We start from the raw sequence: 17,009 nt of genomic DNA on the forward strand, positions 1-17,009 counted from the left end.
TTGTAACAAATAGGTAAGAAAGAATACTAATACCTATAAAATATGTAAGTTTGTAATTATAGTAGACTTTCAAGAAAATTAACAATTATCCATGAAGAATTTATTAGAAGTAAATAATGTTGTAAAAAAATATGGAGATTTTACAGCTTTAAATGATGTTTCCATTCATATCCCAAAAGGAAGTGTTTTTGGTTTATTGGGCCCAAACGGAGCAGGAAAAACATCTTTAATAAGAATTATCAATCAGATTACAATGCCAGATAGCGGTTCTATATTTATAGACGGAGAGGCATTATCGCCAAAACATACAGCAGATATTGGTTATTTACCAGAAGAACGTGGTTTGTATAAATCAATGAAAGTTGGTGAACAAGCTTTGTATTTAGCACAATTAAAAGGTTTAAGTAAATCTGAAGCAAAAAAACGTTTAAAATATTGGTTCGATAAGTTTGATATTGCAGCTTGGTGGGATAAGAAAATTGAAGAACTTTCTAAAGGAATGGCGCAAAAAGTACAGTTTATTGTAACTGTTTTACATCAACCAAAACTATTAATTTTTGATGAGCCTTTTTCTGGTTTCGATCCAATAAATGCACAATTAATAGCAAAAGAAATTTTACAACTTCGTGATGAAGGAGCAACCATAATTTTTTCTACGCACAGAATGGAATCTGTTGAAGAAATGTGTGATGAAATTGCTTTAATTGATGAATCTAACAAAATTTTAGATGGTAAATTGAATGATATTAAGCGTGAGTTTAGAACCAATACGTTTCAAGTAGGATTAAATACAGTAAACCCAAAAGAAGTTGAAGCGAAGCTAAAAGAGAATTTTGAAGTTTTTCCTGCTGATTTTAAATTATTAGGAAACGAGTTGACGATGAATGTAAAATTAGGAGCAACAAATTCGGCAAACGAATTATTATCTTTTTTAACAAATAGCGGAGAAATGCAACATTTTGTGGAGTTAATACCAAGTGCAAATGACATTTTTATTCAAGCAATAAATAAAAATAAGTAAGAAAATGAGCAAGTTAAAATTAATTATACACAGAGAGTTTATTGCGAAAGTTAGAAATAAATCATTTATAATGATGACTTTTTTAAGCCCTTTATTAATGGTTGGTATGGGCGCTTTGGTTTTCTTTTTAATGAAAAAGAATGACGAGAAAGTTAAAGAAATTGTATATGTAGACGAATCTAAATTATTTACAAAAGACGATTTTAAAGATACTAAAACTATTCATTATCAAGATTTTACTGCTTTGGGAGTTGATGAAACCAAGAAAAAGGTGGAAGAAGGTAATTATTATGGAGCATTAATTATTCCTAAACAAGATAGTTTAGAGTTGTTAGCAAAATCTATAGAGTTCTATTCTAAAGATTCTCCGGGAATGTCTGTAATAAGTTCATTAGAAAATAAAATTGAATCTAAAATTAGAAATGAAAAACTAAATAACTTTGGTATCGATTTAGAAAAAATTAAAGCTTCTAGAATTCAATCGGATATTAAAATGTTTAATTTTTCTGGTGAAGAATCATCTAAATTAATAAACGGATTAAAAATTGGTGTTGGTGCAATTGCTGGTTATTTACTAATGATGTTTGTTATGATTTATGGTACATCAGTAATGAGAAGTGTTATTGAAGAGAAAACAAGTAGAATTATAGAAATTATTGTTTCTTCTGTAAAACCTTTTCAATTGATGTTAGGTAAAATTTTAGGAAACGCATCCGCTGGTTTATTACAATTCTTTATTTGGGGAGTTTTACTTACCATTATTTGGTTTGTTGCTTCTACTGTTTTTGGAATTGATATGGTCGAAATGCAAACCTCAAAGTTACCCGCAGAACAATTAGAAGCAGCTAAAAAAGCGGTTGATATTGATAAATTTCAATTGATAATTCAAGAAATTTTAAGATTACCAATTTTAAAAATGTTTGTGTTATTTATTTTTTATTTTTTAGGAGGCTTTATGTTATACAGTTCTCTTTTTGCTGCAGTTGGTGCTGCTGTAGATAATGAAACAGATACCCAACAATTTATGTTACCAATAATGGCACCTTTAGTTTTAGGGGTTTATGTTGGTTTTGCAACAGTAATTAATGATCCACATGGTTCAATTGCTGTATTGTTTTCTCACATTCCGTTTACGAGTCCTATTGTAATGTTAATGAGAGTACCATTTGGCGTTTCTTGGTACGAATTGTTAATATCGATGGCTTTATTAATAGTTACATTTGTATTTATGGTTTGGTTGGCTGCAAAAATTTACAGAGTTGGTATTTTAATGTATGGTAAAAAACCAACCTATAAAGATTTATATAAATGGTTAAAATATAAAGGATAGCATTTAATGGAAAAGCTAATAGAGTTTCTTAATTTTTCATTTAATATTACAGAAAGTATTCATCTAGATGTAAAGACAATTCTGTTTGTAGTTGTTGTTTTTATTTTAACAGGATTATTCTTGAAATTGATAAAAAAAATTGTCAATAGAAAGTTAAATGAAGAAGATAAAGGGAAGTTTAAAGCCGTTTTTTCTTTTGTAAAATATTTTGTTTATACAATTGTTTTAATAATAGCTTTAGAATCTTCAGGAATAAAAGTAGGAGTAATTTTAGCAGGTTCTGCTGCTTTATTAGTTGGTATTGGTTTAGGGTTACAAACGTTGTTTCAAGATATAATGTCTGGTATTTTTATATTGATTGATAAATCTTTACATGTAAATGATATTATAGAAATAGAAGACAAAGTAGGGAAAGTAATAGAAATTAGATTGCGAACCACTAGAGCAGTTACTATAGATGATAAAGTTTTAATTATACCCAATCATAAATTTTTAACGAATAGCTTATTTAACTGGACTCAAAATGGAGTTCAAACAACTGAAGGTATAGAAATAGGAGTTGCTTACGGTTCTGATGTTGAATTAGTAAAAAGTATTTTAATTGATGTAGCAAAAGCACATCCTAAAGTTTTAAAAACTACCTTACCAAGAGTGTTATTTACTGACTTTGGAGATAGTGCTTTACAGTTTAAATTACTTTTTGTGATTAATCATAGTTACGAACATTTAACAATAAAAAGCGATTTACGTTTTGAAATTGATAAAAAGTTTAGAGAAAATAATGTTACAATTCCATTTCCACAGAGAGATGTACACCTTATAAAATAAAAAAAAAGATGTCAAAGATTTTAATAATAGAAGACGAAGCTGCAATTAGAAGAGTCTTAACAAAAATCATTTCAGAAGAAAACGAAGCTTATAATGTAGAGGAAGCAGAAGATGGTTTGTTAGGAATCGAAATGATAAAAAATAATGATTACGATTTAGTTTTATGTGATATTAAAATGCCAAAAATGGATGGCGTAGAGGTGTTAGAAAAAGCGAAAAAAATAAAACCAGAAATACCAATTGTTATGATTTCTGGTCACGGAGATTTAGATACTGCCGTAAATACAATGCGTTTAGGCGCTTTCGATTATATTTCTAAACCACCAGATTTAAACCGACTTTTAAATACGGTAAGAAATGCTTTGGATAAGAAAGTCTTAATTGTAGAAAATAAACGATTAAAGAAAAAAGTAAGCAAAAGTTACCAAATGATTGGTGAAAGTGACGCTATTTCTCACATTAAAGATATCATAGAAAAAGTAGCAGCAACGGATGCAAGAGTTTTAATTACTGGTCCAAATGGAACAGGGAAAGAATTAGTTGCGCATTGGTTACATGAAAAATCAGATAGAGTAAAAAAACCTATGGTTGAAGTAAATTGTGCTGCAATTCCGTCTGAATTAATAGAAAGTGAGTTATTTGGCCATGTTAAAGGTTCTTTTACAGGAGCAAATAAAGACAGAGCAGGTAAGTTTGAAGCAGCGAATGGTGGAACTATTTTCTTAGACGAAATTGGTGATATGAGTTTGTCTGCACAAGCAAAAGTTTTAAGAGCTTTACAGGAAAATAAAATTCAACGTGTAGGTTCTGACAGAGATATAAAAGTAAATGTTAGAATTGTAGCTGCAACCAATAAAGACTTAAAAAAGGAAATTTCAGAGGGTAGATTTAGAGAAGATTTATACCACAGATTGGCAGTTATTTTAATTCAAGTTCCTTCATTAAATGATAGAAGAGAAGATATTCCTTTACTAATTAACTTCTTCACAGAAAAGATATCAAAAGAACAAGGAACACCTAAAAAAGAATTTTCATTAACAGCAATTAAGCTTTTACAAGAATATGATTGGACAGGTAATATTCGTGAATTACGTAATGTTGTAGAGCGTTTAATAATTCTTGGTGAAAAAGAAGTGTCAGCGAATGATATAAAACTTTTCGCAAGTAAATAGTGTAAATTTATAGAAAATATAAGTTAGTATAAGTAAAGTTGATGAGGATATAAAAAGTTCTCATCAACTTTTTTCATTTAGAATAGTTGTATTGCTATCTTTGTAATAGAAAAACAAATAGAATATTAATTATATAAAAATTAAAAATATGGCAACAGCAGTCGGAAAAAAATTTCCAGATTTAAATGTAGATGCAATGAACGAAATGGGAGATACATTTAAAGTAAATGTATTAGAAGAAGCAGTTAATAACAAAAAGAAAGTGTTATTATTTTGGTACCCAAAAGACTTTACATTTGTTTGTCCAACAGAATTACACGCTTTTCAGGCAGCTTTAGGTGAATTCGAAAAAAGAAATACAATTGTAATTGGTGCTTCTTGTGATACTCCAGAAGTACATTTTGCTTGGTTAAGTCAATCAAAAGATAATGGTGGAATTGAAGGTGTTACGTATCCAATTTTAGCAGATAGTAATAGAAATTTATCATCTATTTTAGGTATTTTAGACATTACTAATGAAACTTTTGATGAAGCTTCGCAAACTATACAAGTAGAAGGAGATAATGTAACTTATAGAGCTACTTATTTAATAGATGAAGAAGGAACAGTTTTTCATGAAGGAATTAATCATATGCCAGTAGGTAGAAATGTAAATGAATTTTTACGTTTAATTGATGCGTATGCACATGTACAATCTCATGGAGAGGTTTGTCCAGCAAACTGGGAAGAAGGTAAAGATGCAATGTCTCCGAATGCAAAAGGAACTGCAGAATATTTAGCTTCTCACTAACTATTACGTCATTACGAGCGTTAGCGAAGTAATCTTTTTCATTTAAAAGAATAGATTGCTTCGCTAACGTTCGCAATGACAAAAAAAACAAAAAATGGTACAAGAATTAAATCAAGATAATTTGGCAAGTATAGTTTCAGAAAACAAAACTGTTGTAGTACAATACGCTGCAACTTGGTGTGGAAATTGTAGAATTATGAAGCCGAAATTCAAAAAACTTTCTTCGGAAAATGAAGGAGTTACTTTTGTTATTGCAGATGCAGAAAAATTTCCCGAAAGTAGAAAGTTAGCAGACGTTAGTAATTTACCAACATTTGCAACTTTTGTAGATGGTAAATTTGTAAATCAAACGCAAACTAATAAGTTTGAAGTGTTAAAAGATTTAGTTAACGAAGTTATTTAATTATGAAACTACCTGTAATAAAACACTTAACTAATTTTATAGAAGAAAACGATCAAGATTATGTTCTAGAAACCATTGAAACATTAGAAGCATTAACAGAAGTTCCGTCTTTAAAAGATGAAGAATTAGATGTTATTGGTGAGTTAATTTCTAATATGTACGGTGCAATAGAAGTAGATAAAATGATCAAAGAAGGTACACCAAAAAAGGAAGCGTTAAATGCTTTTATGAAACGTGTTTTAGGTTCTATTGATTAATTGTTCTTACTGTCTTAAAAGTATATTTAAACCTCAAGTTAAAGCTTGAGGTTTTTTATTTATTGAAACTTATTTGTTAGTTGTGTTACAATCTGGTCTCCTTTATAAACGGCACCTTCCATATAACCATCACTTTTTTACGAATGTTTTTGCCCAGAAAAAGCAAAAGGGGTAATAAAGGCACAGAGACAATAGCACCTAAAAAGTACTGTAATTTACTGTTCATTTTCTTTTTCTTCATTCACTTTTTTAATAATTGCTTTTAAGCGTTCTCTAGTTAGTTGTTTTTCTAACTTCACTTTGTTGATTTTTTGATTCATCAACCTTGTGTGTTTCGCTTTATTAACGGTGTTTTTTGCTTTCCCTTTTCCTTTCTTTGGCATCTAGTAAATATTAAAAAGTAAAATTAAGAAATAATTTTTCTAAAAGCATCAATTTTTACTTTTGCATCGTTTGCGATATTGTTATTAGAAAGCCAAGAATGTGTGTCTCCTAAATAGTTTGCACTCTCTATAAATGGCATTGTAAATCCATTTTTTAAATCATTTTCTGTAGAGTTGCTAATCATCGCTAAATTTTTTCCACGTAATTGTCTGCCTAGTTCTTTTTTATAATGTAATAAATCGGACACTCTATCAAAAAAATCTTTTAAAATTCCACTCATAGAGTACCAATAAACGGGTGTTGCAAAAACAATAGTATCGTATTTAGAAATTATTTCTTCCATTAATGGTAGAAAATCATCATCAGCATTTGCAAATTCATAATCAAACGAACCAATATTTTTTGTTTTTAAATCAACAACATCAAATTGATTGTCTTTGTTTAAATAATTTACAACTTTATGTGTGTTCCCTAAACTTTTAGAACTGCCTTGAATAATGATTGTTTTTTTCATTTGATAAATTTCAATATTAAAAGGGATATTTTGTGAAATAATTATCATTTTAATTGATAAATGCCAAGAGAAAATCAATAGATAAACCACTATTTTTTTTATCTTTAGGGAATATTAATAAGGAAGATGAATTTAGAAAAATATAAAGTAAATAGTAAAATTCAGTTAGAGAGTTTTAATACAAAAGAAGTGATAGGTGATGCCGAAAAAGCATTAAAGAAACTTCGAAAAAAAATAAGTAAGCTTCAAAACGTAATGTATGCAGAAGGTAAGTATAGTGTGTTAATTTGTTTACAAGGAATGGATACTTCTGGTAAAGACAGTTTAATTAGAGAGGTTTTTAAAGATGTAAATGCAAGTGGAGTAGAAGTGACTAGTTTTAAAGTGCCAACAGAACTAGAGTTGAAACATGATTTTATGTGGAGACATTATATTGCTTTGCCAGCAAAAGGAAAAATGGGTATTTTTAATAGAACGCATTATGAAAATGTTTTGGTAACAAGAGTGCATCCTGGTTATGTTTTTGGAGAAAACATCCCTGCTGTAAAAAGTTTAGAAAATTTAGACGATGCTTTTTATCATGATAGAATGGAAAGAATAAATGATTTTGAAAGTCATTTAGCAAAAAACGGAACTATTGTTTTAAAATTCTTTTTAAATTTATCTAAAGATGAACAAAAAAGCAGATTGTTAAGAAGATTAAACATCCCAGAAAAGAATTGGAAATTTTCTGAAGGAGATTTAAAAGAACGAAAATTGTGGGATAAATATCAATTTTGTTACGAAGATTTATTAAACAGAACGTCTAAAGAAAATGCACCTTGGTTTATATTACCAGCGGATGATAAACCTTCAGTAAGGTTAATTTTAGCAAAAATTTTATTAAAAGAATTAAAAAAATATAATTTTAAAGAACCTACACTTCCTGTAAAAGTACAAGAACAAGTGAAGGAATTTAAAAATCAATTAAACAACGAGTAATGGAATTAAACTTAACAAAGCCAATTGTATTCTTCGATTTAGAAACAACAGGAGTAAATATAGCTACAGATAAAGTAGTAGAAATAGCAATTTTAAAAGTGTTTCCAAACGGGAATAAAGAAAGTAAAACGTGGTTGGTAAATCCAGAAATGGAAATTCCGAAAGGTTCTATCGATATTCATGGAATTACCAATGAAAAAGTAGTTACAGAACCAACTTTTAAAGAATTAGCGCCAAAAATAAATGAGATGATTGCAGATTCTGATTTAGCAGGTTTTAATTCTAATCGTTTTGATATTCCTTTATTAGCAGAAGAATTAATGCGTGCAGGAATTGACTTTGATATGAAAAATAGAAAAGCAATTGATGTACAGGTAATTTTTCATAAAAAAGAGCAAAGAACTTTAAGTGCTGGTTATCAATTTTATTGCGGAAAAGAACTAGAAGGTGCTCATGGTGCAGAAGCAGATACTAATGCAACCTATGAAATTTTGTTAGCACAATTAGATAAATATACGGATATAGAAAATACTGTAGATGCTTTAAGTGAGTATTCTACACACGGAGAAAGAGCAGATTTTGCTGGTTTTATTTTGATGAATGACGAAAAACAAGAAATTTTCTCTTTCGGAAAGTATAAAGGAAGAACCGTAGAAGAAGTATTTAAAGAAAACCCGGGTTATAATAACTGGATGCAGAATGCGGATTTTCCATTATACACAAAAAAGGTTTTAAAAGAAATTAAGCAAAGAATGACAGCTCCAAAAAAGCAACTGTCAGACAAAGAAAAGTTAGAAGCTTTGCAGCAAAAGTTTAATTTGAGGTAAAATTATTAAAAATGAGTATGCTAACTTCTTAAAATTGACAATTTGAAAAAACTAATTTTCTTACTATTTATCAGTTCGCAAGTATTTGCGCAGAAAGTCAATTTTAAAGGAAAATTGGCAGACAAAGAAACAAAGGAGCCAATTGTATATGCAAACATTAGTTTTCTAGATTCTAATAAAGGAATTTCAACTACGGAAGAAGGACTTTTTTCTATGAACTTACAAGAAAGATATTTGAACTCAAAAGTTCATATTTCTTGCTTAAATTATAAAGATACTGTTGTTTTAGCAAAAGATATTTACCAGAAAACGTTGTACTTAAAACCTATTGCAGAAGTGTTAGGTGAAATTATTTTAACAAAAAGAATAGAAAAATCTATTGTTTTAGGCGAAGTGAAAAATAAAGTACAAGGAGTTCATACTTCAGGAATGAGGATGTTGGCAAAGTATTTTCCGAATGATAAAAGAGCAAATTGTTGTGCTTATTTAGAAAAAATAGAAATCCATTTTTCTGAAAAAAATAATCAACGAAAAAAAGCAAAATTTAGAATAAGAATTTTAAAAAAAGACAAAAAAACAGGTTTACCTAAAGAAGATATTTTAAATGTAAACCTACCAATAGAAATTAAAGAAGGACAAAAAACGACTATAATTGATATTTCCAATTATAATTTGGAAATGCCAGAAAATGGTGTTTTTATAGTTTTTGAAAAATTATTTATTCCTTTTAATGAATATGGAGAAAATGATTTAGATACAGAAAATGAATTTTTTTATACACCAATTATAGGATATTCAAAATATAGTAAGAAAGATAGAAATGATAATATGTATCATTTTGTAAAAGGGAAATGGAGATTGTCTCCATTAAGTAAAATAAAAATGATGCGTAAATACGCTCCAGCAATTTCTTTAAAGCTTACAAATTAAATAATTTAAAAGTTACATAACAAACATGTTTACAGAATATAAAAATTTACCAAATAATTCTCGCGTTTGGATTTACCAATCCGATAGAGAATTTACCAATAAAGAAATAGTATTTATTTCTGCGAAAGCAGAAAATTTTATAAATCAATGGACACGTCATGGAGATGATTTAAAAGGATCGTTTACAATAAAGTATAATCAGTTTTTAGTACTAGCAGTAGACGAGAGTTTTAACAATGTTTCTGGTTGTTCTATAGATAGTTCAGTTCGTTTTGTACAAGAATTACAAAAAGAACTACAATTAGATTTAATGGATAAAATGAACATTACTTTTAAAGATAATGACACTATTAATCTAGTAAAATTATCTGATTTTCAGAGGTTTGCAAAAGAACAAAAAGTAACTTCAGAAACGATTGTTTTTAACAATATGGTAAATACCATAGAAGACTTTGAGGCTAATTGGGAAGTTCCTGCAAAACAAAGTTGGCACAAACGCTTTTTGGTATAACTATTGATTTTAGTAATAGTATTAAGCTATTAGTTAAGCTGCGTTAAGGATTGAGCGGTTTGTTTGAGCTCTTTTTTAGGTGTTAATTCGAGTGGTTTTTCTGACAAAGGAAGAAAAATTGTATCGAGAACAAACCTAAAAAAAGCGAGTAGCGAAAGCCTGTTAAAACGTCCAAAAAAATATTCAAAAAAAATTAAAATGAAAAAAATATTACTATTAGTTTTATGTATCGCTTTTGGCTACAATTTTGCTGCGCAAAGTGTAGATCCTTTAAGAACTAAAGATTTTGAAGCGCAACAGGTTTGGGTAGATAGTATAATGAATTCTATGTCTATTGATGAAAAAATAGGGCAATTATTTATGGTGCAAGCGTATTCTAATTTGGACCAAAAACACGAAAATTTTATTACTGAAATGATAACAAAATATCATGTTGGTAATTTGATTTTTATGCAGGGTACACCAAAGAAACAAGCTCAACTTAATAATAAATATCAGTCAGCAGCTAAAGTTCCTTTAATGATTGGTTTTGATGGAGAATGGGGTTTAGATATGCGTTTAAAAAACACTTACAGGTTTCCTTGGAACATGACTTTGGGGGCTATTAGAAACGATTCTTTGGTAAAACAATTTGGAGAGCATTTAGGAAGACATTGTAAACGATTGGGAATTCACATAAATTTTGCACCTGTTGTAGATATTAATGTAAATCCAGAAAACCCTATTATCGGTAACCGTTCTTTTGGAGAAAGTAAAGAAAATGTAACCGATAAAGCAATTGCTTTTACACAGGGAATGCAAAGTTTTGGCGTTCTAGCAAATGCAAAACATTTTCCAGGTCATGGAGATACTGCTGCAGATTCTCATCATACATTACCTTTTTTAGATTTTGATATGGCGCGTTTAGATTCCATTGAATTATACCCTTACAGAAAAGTGTTTGATGCTGGTGTTGCAAGTGTTATGACTGCTCATTTAAGCATACCAAGTTTAGAGTCAGATACAAGTTTGCCAACTTCATTATCTAAAAATGTTGTAACCAATTTGCTGCAACAAAAAATGGGTTTTTTAGGTTTGATTATTACAGATGGTTTAAACATGAAAGGTGCTTCTAATTATGCAACTTCAGCAGAAATTGATTTGGCAGCAATATTAGCAGGTAATGATTTGCTATTAATTCCGCAAGACGTTCCAGCAACTGTAAAGTTGATGAAAAATGCTTTAGAATTAAAAACGCTTACAAAGGAAAGGTTAGATTTTTCTGTGCGTAAAATTTTAAAAGCAAAATATTGGGCAGGCTTAAATAATTACCAACCTGTAAAACTAGAAAATCTTCATGAAGATTTAAATTCAGTTGAAGACGAATTATTACATAGAAAACTGGTTAAAAATTCTTTAACACTTGTAAAAAATATTAATAGTAATTTACCAATAAGAGATCTAGAAAAAAAGAAAATTGCGTATATAAAATTAGGTGATGACTCTAGCGATTCTTTTGTAGAAATGATGAAAAATTATACAAAAGTAGATGTTATTTCTGATACAAATTTAGATGGAGTTCTAAAAAAACTAAAGCCTTATAATTTGGTGATTATCGGTTTTCATAAATCAAATTTACATCCTTGGAAAAGCTATAAGTTTTCTACTAAAGAACTGGTTTGGTTACAGGAAATTGCCAGGGAAAAAGAAATTATTTTAGATGTTTTTACAAGTCCATATAGCTTATTACAACTTAAAACATATACAAATATAGAAGGGATTGTTGTATCATTTCAAAATAGTAAATTGGCGCAAGAACTTTCTGCACAACTTATTTTTGGCGCTTTTGGTGCATCTGGGAAACTACCAGTTTCTATCAAAAAAGAGTTTGCAGAAGGACATGGTTTAATAACTTCTAGTTTAAGTAGATTTGAATATACCATACCAGAAGATGCAAAACTATCTTCTATAAAATTAGCAGCAATAGACAAAATAGCAGACATCATTTTGAGAAAAAAAATGGCACCTGGTTTTCAAGTTTTAGTAGCAAGAAAAGGAAAAATTATTTTTAATAAAAGTTATGGTTATCATACAGACGATAAAAAATTTATAGTCAAAAATTCTGATGTTTATGATTTGGCATCATTAACGAAAATTTTAGCATCACTTCCGTTAATTATGAAAGCAGAAGAAGATCATAAAATTTCTTTATCAGCAAACATAAGAGATATTTTACCAAGCTTTAAGAATTCAAATAAAGGTAAGGTTACAGTTAAGGAAATTTTATCTCATTTTGGTAGGTTAAAAGCTTGGATTCCTTTTTATAAAGATACACAAGACAGTATTTCTGGCTTAAATTTAGCAAAGTTTTACAGAAAGAAAAAAACAAATAAATTTAATATAAAGGTTGCAGAAAATTTATTCTTGAGTAAAAACTATAAAGACAGTATCTACAAATACATAAAAGAAGCAGACCAAAGAGAGAGAGTTGGTTATAAATATAGCGATCTAGGCTATTATATTTTTAAAGAAGCATTAGAAAAAAAGTACGAAAAACCAATTAATAAATTGGTAGACGAAACATTTTATCAATCTTTAGGCGCAGATAGAACCAGCTATTTACCATTGCAAAAGTTTACTAAAAACGAGATTGTACCTACAGAAAAAGATGATTATTACAGAAACCAATTGTTACAGGGTTATGTGCATGATATGGGCGCAGCAATGATGGGCGGAGTTGGCGGTCATGCAGGTTTGTTTGCCAATGCAAATGATGTTGCAAAAATTATGCAAATGTATTTGCAAAAAGGATTTTATGGCGGAAAACGTTATTTAAAAACAGAAACCATAGACAAATTTAATCACAGATACTTTTCTGATAAAAAGGTGCGTAGAGGTTTAGGGTTCGATAAACCACAACTTAACCCAAAGGTGAAAGCTACTTGTGGTTGTGTTTCCGATGAAAGTTTTGGGCATTCTGGTTTTACAGGAACTTATACTTGGGCAGATCCAAAAAGTGAAATTGTGTATGTGTTTTTGTCTAACAGAGTGTACCCAACAATGAGTAATAGAGGCTTAATTAAAAGTAACGCACGTACCAAAATTCAACAGATTATTCAAGATGCAATTATAGATTAGAAGTTATTTCCTGCTTTTCACTATATCTTTTTAATTTTGTTATAGATATAATTTTTTTCATTCTTCAAAAATTTACTAGAACTGACAATTAAAAAGGATGCCTTTTCAATCTGGGCTAGACTTGTTTGCCAGCTTCATTAAATTCTATATGTTTTTTTGCATTTGTAGGAGCCAATTTGGTGTATACTAAAACACAAAAAGCAGAAATTGTTATATAAAATAAACCAATTGTATTTCCAAAAAAATGACTTAAAACAAAACCTTGTAAACAGTAAAAAAAACTACATAAAAACAAGTTAAAACTATATCTAAAAGTATCAATAAATTCAATTTCATCAATTTTTTTAGAAACTTTTTTCCAAAGTAAAAAAGGAAAAATACTATTCAAAATAATTAAATAAAGTAATGGTTTTAAATAGTTGTTTTGAGGTGGCTTTTTCTTCGGAAAAGTGTTTTTTGCAATCATCTCATTTACTTTATCTACTTCAGTAAAATCAACTTGAGCATCATTTAGTTTTTGTAAAGTGATTTCGTAATTTTCATCATCATCAATACAAACACTTAATTCTTTTAGTTGTTCTGTTACTTTAGCTTTTAAAATATTAATAGCTTTTGCAGGAGTATTTATTTCAAAAATATTTCTTGTTTCAATAGGTGTACCATAGTTTATAGTCACTTTTACAGGATAACTAGAAATGTTTTGATAAGTAATACCAACCGGAACAACCTTAATTTCTAAATCTTTGTGTTTTTCTAAAGCGCCAAAAACAATTCTTGTAAAACCTTTGCTTAAAGGTCTAATTGTTCTTTTTTTATCATGACTTCCTTCAGGGAAAATCATTAAAGTTTTACCTTCATTTAAAATTTTAAAACACTTTTCAAAAATTTCTTGATTGTTTGCGAGTTGCTGAATTCCATCTCGAATTCTATAAATAGGCATTAAATACAATGATTCTAAAACTTTTTTTATCATTGGGTTTTTAAACGAAGCTGCTCTTACCAAAAAATGATTCTGTCTCTTGTTTGTTGTGGTAACATATAATGGATCTACCAACCCGTTTGGGTGATTTACCGCAAACAGAACAGCACCTTTTTTTGGAACATTCTTTCTACCTAAAACCTTTATTTTTTTGCTGTAAAAAAACAATCCGAACTTTATATAACTCCAAACAAGTGTAAACCAAATTTTTTGAATCATGAATTATGTGTTTTTAATTGAAGCTGGCTTTTTTCTTCCCCAATAAGTTGCTAAAATAATTCCAGAAAAGACATCCCAAATCCCCCAGAAAGCAGCCAATAAAGCCATGCCGCCTAAACCTTCAAAAAAGCCAAAGATTAAAAGCAAACCTAAACCACCATTCTGAATACCCGTTTCCATAGAAATTGTTTTACGATCTTGTTCATTTAACCCAAAACTTTTTGCGGTATAAAAACCTAAAATGAATGCAAAAATATTATGTAAAATAACCAAGAATATTACATGATGAATGTGATTTACAAACACATCTAAATTTTGTGAGAATGCAATAAAAATCAAAGCTATAAAAACGAGCATTGACAATGGTTTTAAAATTTTTTCTATTTTTTTTGCCATTTCAGAATGGTAATGTTTTATTAGCATACCAAAGAAAAGTGGAATTCCTAAAATTAAAGAAACCAATTTAAACAAATCAAACGGATTTAAAGAAACGGTTTTTAAAATTTCATTTGTAGGTGCATATAAACTTCCCCAAAACTGCAAGTTAAAAGGAGTCATTACAATACAAATTAAAGTTGCAAAAGCAGTTAAGCTTACTGATAATGCAGCGTTTCCGCCAGCCATTTTACTAAAAAAGTTAGAAACATTTCCACCAGGACAAGCGGCAATCATCATCATTCCTAAAGCAAAACTAGGGTGAGGTTCAATAATGATAATAGCTAAAAAAGTAAATGCTGGTAATAAAATAAATTGGGATAAAACGCCTACAAAAACTATTTTAGGTTTTTTAAAAAGTCGTTTAAAATCGTCGATTTTAATTCCTAATGCTACACCAAACATAATAATGGCAATGGCAATGTTTAAAACCCATAAACCGCTTTCATCGAAGTTTATTTTTATGGAATCTATATCTATTTGGTTTTGCATTTATTTTATTTAATTTAGTTTCAAAGTTTCAAAGTTTCAAAGTGAAAATTAGAAACAAAGTTGTGTAGTTTTAAAATTTTTATTTCTGCATACTGCATACTGCTAATTCTTAAAAGTGAATTCAATAATATTTGCGCCCATTTTTAATGCTTTTTCTCTAACAATTTTTGGGTTGTTGTGTATAATTTCATCTTCCCAACCATCACTTAAATCGGTTTCATAATCGTAAAAAACAACCATTCTTCCTTCGTAGAAAATTCCAAATCCTTGTGCTGCTTTTTTATCGTGTTCATGAATTTTTGGCATTCCGTTTGGAAATTTATAAGTCTGATTGTATATAGGGTGATTACTGGGGATTTCTTTAAATTCTAACTTCGGAAATACTTTCTGCATTTCTTTTCTAATAAATTTATCTAAACCATAATTATCAGAAATGTGCAGGAAACCGCCAGAAATTAGATAGTTTTTTAAGTTTTCTGAATCTTCATCAGAAAAGAAAATATTTCCATGTCCTGTCATAAATAACATTGGAAAATTAAAAATATCTTCACTAGCGACAGAAATAGTTTGAGGGTTTTTAGAAATATTGGTTTTAATGTTTGTATTTGCAAATGCAACTAAATTAGGAATTGCAGTTGGGTTAGAATACCAGTCTCCACCACCATTGTATTTTAAAATAGCAACGTCTTGTGCGTTTGTAGAAAGAAAAAGAGATAAAATAAATAGCGTAAAAAATTGCTTCATAAATTTTTAGAAAAGAATTGAAAGCAAGATAGTAAATTAGAAATTGTATTAAAAAGTATTGTTTTAAAAATATTTTGAATAAGAAAAAACGCCATTAAAATTTTAATGACGCTTTTCTGAAGTATACTTCTCTTTTTCAATTATTAATCTATTGCTATTGTATAACTTTCATAAATACTATTGTACTGTATTGTTAAAATATAAAGACCCGTAGGTAAATCTGAAGTTGGTACCGTAATAGAATTTGCAATACCATTAACTTCTCTAGTAATTCTAAAGACTTTATTATATAATGTAACCATAAAAAACTCTCCGTTTTGTAAAATTGCAGAAGATTGGTTTTTTATCTTAACAGTTAAGTTTATAGTTGAAGGAACAGGAAACACCTCAAAATTTGTGCTATTTACACCAGTAGTTGTGCCAGAACCAACTCCACTACAATTGGTAGAACAACTTGTAATATTATAAGTAATATCTTGCCAATTAGACCAACCACAACTATTTTTAACTCTAACTTTAAACTGAATAGGCCCATTACAACTTTTAGATATTATAACTCTATTATCATTACCATATAAATTGTTGTCTTGAGACCATACAAAGTTACTACCTACTTTTTGCCATTCTATTTTTTCTATTTCTGTATTAGAAGCATTAAAGTTTAGTTTTAAACCAATATCTGTTGCCCCACCAGGTGCAATAGGTAAAATATGGTTTATAGAAGAAGATGGTATTTCTGTTATGTTTGTAAACAGATGATACCCAACATTAACTTGTTTTTTTATGATATTGTTCCCGTTTTTAGCTGTTATCATTGCTGCACCAAAAGTTACACCACTTCTAGGTTTTACCCCAATATGGGTACTATTAGACCAAACTTTTATTAAATTCCCAGAAACTTGCCAGCTTGTAGCATTAAATTTACAATTAGCAAAAGAATATACTTCTGTTGGCACAAATATGAAAAAACGAATTCTAACATCATTATTTTTAGCATTTTGTATTTTGGGATGTTCTCAAAATAACAAATCAATTTATCCGAATTTTATCGGACAAAATTTAGACGCAATTGAGA

18 protein-coding genes are annotated in these 17,009 nt (G+C 29.0%); 12 read left to right on the plus strand and 6 right to left on the minus strand.

Features of this window, described 5'->3' with window-relative positions:
• Nucleotides 1-91: 91 nt before the first annotated feature.
• From V3V28_RS14240 to V3V28_RS14270, 7 genes are all read left to right on the plus strand, one after another.
• Nucleotides 92-1,021, plus strand: a complete 930-nt coding sequence (locus V3V28_RS14240) for an ABC transporter ATP-binding protein (protein WP_331365681.1) — start codon at nt 92-94, stop codon at nt 1,019-1,021.
• 4 nt (nt 1,022-1,025) lie between these two features.
• A complete protein-coding gene (locus tag V3V28_RS14245; RefSeq protein ID WP_331365682.1) occupies nt 1,026-2,351 on the plus strand; it encodes an ABC transporter permease in 1,326 nt (441 codons plus the stop codon).
• Between the two features lie 6 nt (nt 2,352-2,357).
• Entirely contained in the window at nt 2,358-3,179 is an 822-nt protein-coding gene (locus V3V28_RS14250; protein WP_331365683.1) for a mechanosensitive ion channel family protein, read from the plus strand.
• Between the two features lie 8 nt (nt 3,180-3,187).
• Complete coding sequence (locus V3V28_RS14255; RefSeq protein ID WP_331365684.1) at nt 3,188-4,351, plus strand: sigma-54-dependent transcriptional regulator; 1,164 nt, start codon at nt 3,188-3,190, stop codon at nt 4,349-4,351.
• A gap of 148 nt (nt 4,352-4,499) precedes the next feature.
• Nucleotides 4,500-5,141, plus strand: coding sequence for a peroxiredoxin (locus V3V28_RS14260; RefSeq protein ID WP_331365685.1), 642 nt, complete (start codon nt 4,500-4,502; stop codon nt 5,139-5,141).
• 94 nt (nt 5,142-5,235) lie between these two features.
• Nucleotides 5,236-5,544, plus strand: a complete 309-nt coding sequence (locus V3V28_RS14265) for a thioredoxin family protein (protein ID WP_331365686.1) — start codon at nt 5,236-5,238, stop codon at nt 5,542-5,544.
• 2 nt (nt 5,545-5,546) lie between these two features.
• Entirely contained in the window at nt 5,547-5,801 is a 255-nt protein-coding gene (locus V3V28_RS14270) for a DUF6952 family protein (RefSeq protein WP_331365687.1), read from the plus strand.
• 215 nt (nt 5,802-6,016) lie between these two features.
• Here the strand turns inward: V3V28_RS14270 and V3V28_RS14275 are convergent, their stop codons facing one another.
• Nucleotides 6,017-6,184 carry a hypothetical protein gene (locus V3V28_RS14275; protein ID WP_331365688.1) on the minus strand — a complete coding sequence of 56 codons (168 nt, stop codon included), beginning with the start codon at nt 6,182-6,184 and terminating at the stop codon, nt 6,017-6,019.
• A 23-nt stretch (nt 6,185-6,207) separates the two neighbouring features.
• Entirely contained in the window at nt 6,208-6,699 is a 492-nt protein-coding gene (locus V3V28_RS14280; RefSeq protein ID WP_331365689.1) for a flavodoxin family protein, read from the minus strand.
• 126 nt (nt 6,700-6,825) lie between these two features.
• On the opposite strand from V3V28_RS14280, the gene V3V28_RS14285 reads away from it, so the two are divergent.
• The 5 genes from V3V28_RS14285 (at nt 6,826) to V3V28_RS14305 (ending at nt 13,065) form a co-directional block, all read left to right on the plus strand.
• Nucleotides 6,826-7,680 (plus strand): PPK2 family polyphosphate kinase, encoded by an 855-nt coding sequence (locus V3V28_RS14285; protein WP_331365690.1) that lies wholly within the window; start codon nt 6,826-6,828, stop codon nt 7,678-7,680.
• Complete coding sequence (locus V3V28_RS14290; protein ID WP_331365691.1) at nt 7,680-8,507, plus strand: 3'-5' exonuclease; 828 nt, start codon at nt 7,680-7,682, stop codon at nt 8,505-8,507. Before V3V28_RS14285 ends, V3V28_RS14290 begins: the two co-directional genes overlap by 1 nt.
• Before the next feature lie 42 nt (nt 8,508-8,549).
• Nucleotides 8,550-9,437: a hypothetical protein gene (locus V3V28_RS14295; RefSeq protein WP_331365692.1), complete on the plus strand. Its 888-nt coding sequence runs from the start codon at nt 8,550-8,552 to the stop codon at nt 9,435-9,437.
• 25 nt (nt 9,438-9,462) lie between these two features.
• Nucleotides 9,463-9,948 (plus strand): ABC transporter ATPase, encoded by a 486-nt coding sequence (locus V3V28_RS14300; protein ID WP_331365693.1) that lies wholly within the window; start codon nt 9,463-9,465, stop codon nt 9,946-9,948.
• Between the two features lie 198 nt (nt 9,949-10,146).
• Entirely contained in the window at nt 10,147-13,065 is a 2,919-nt protein-coding gene (locus tag V3V28_RS14305) for a glycoside hydrolase family 3 N-terminal domain-containing protein (RefSeq protein ID WP_331365694.1), read from the plus strand.
• 115 nt (nt 13,066-13,180) lie between these two features.
• Here the strand turns inward: V3V28_RS14305 and V3V28_RS14310 are convergent, their stop codons facing one another.
• From V3V28_RS14310 to V3V28_RS14325, 4 genes are all read right to left on the minus strand, one after another.
• Nucleotides 13,181-14,263, minus strand: coding sequence for a 1-acyl-sn-glycerol-3-phosphate acyltransferase (locus V3V28_RS14310; protein ID WP_331365695.1), 1,083 nt, complete (start codon nt 14,261-14,263; stop codon nt 13,181-13,183).
• 3 nt (nt 14,264-14,266) lie between these two features.
• On the minus strand, nt 14,267-15,190 hold the full coding sequence (locus tag V3V28_RS14315; RefSeq protein ID WP_331365696.1) for a bile acid:sodium symporter family protein: 924 nt from the start codon (nt 15,188-15,190) through the stop codon (nt 14,267-14,269).
• A 102-nt stretch (nt 15,191-15,292) separates the two neighbouring features.
• Complete coding sequence (locus tag V3V28_RS14320; RefSeq protein ID WP_331365697.1) at nt 15,293-15,934, minus strand: DUF4159 domain-containing protein; 642 nt, start codon at nt 15,932-15,934, stop codon at nt 15,293-15,295.
• A gap of 143 nt (nt 15,935-16,077) precedes the next feature.
• Nucleotides 16,078-16,890, minus strand: a complete 813-nt coding sequence (locus tag V3V28_RS14325; RefSeq protein WP_331365698.1) for a hypothetical protein — start codon at nt 16,888-16,890, stop codon at nt 16,078-16,080.
• Between the last annotated feature and the right edge of the window lie 119 nt (nt 16,891-17,009).

The organism is Polaribacter sp. (genome assembly GCF_036480315.1).
Taxonomy (GTDB): Bacteria; Bacteroidota; Bacteroidia; order Flavobacteriales; family Flavobacteriaceae; genus Polaribacter.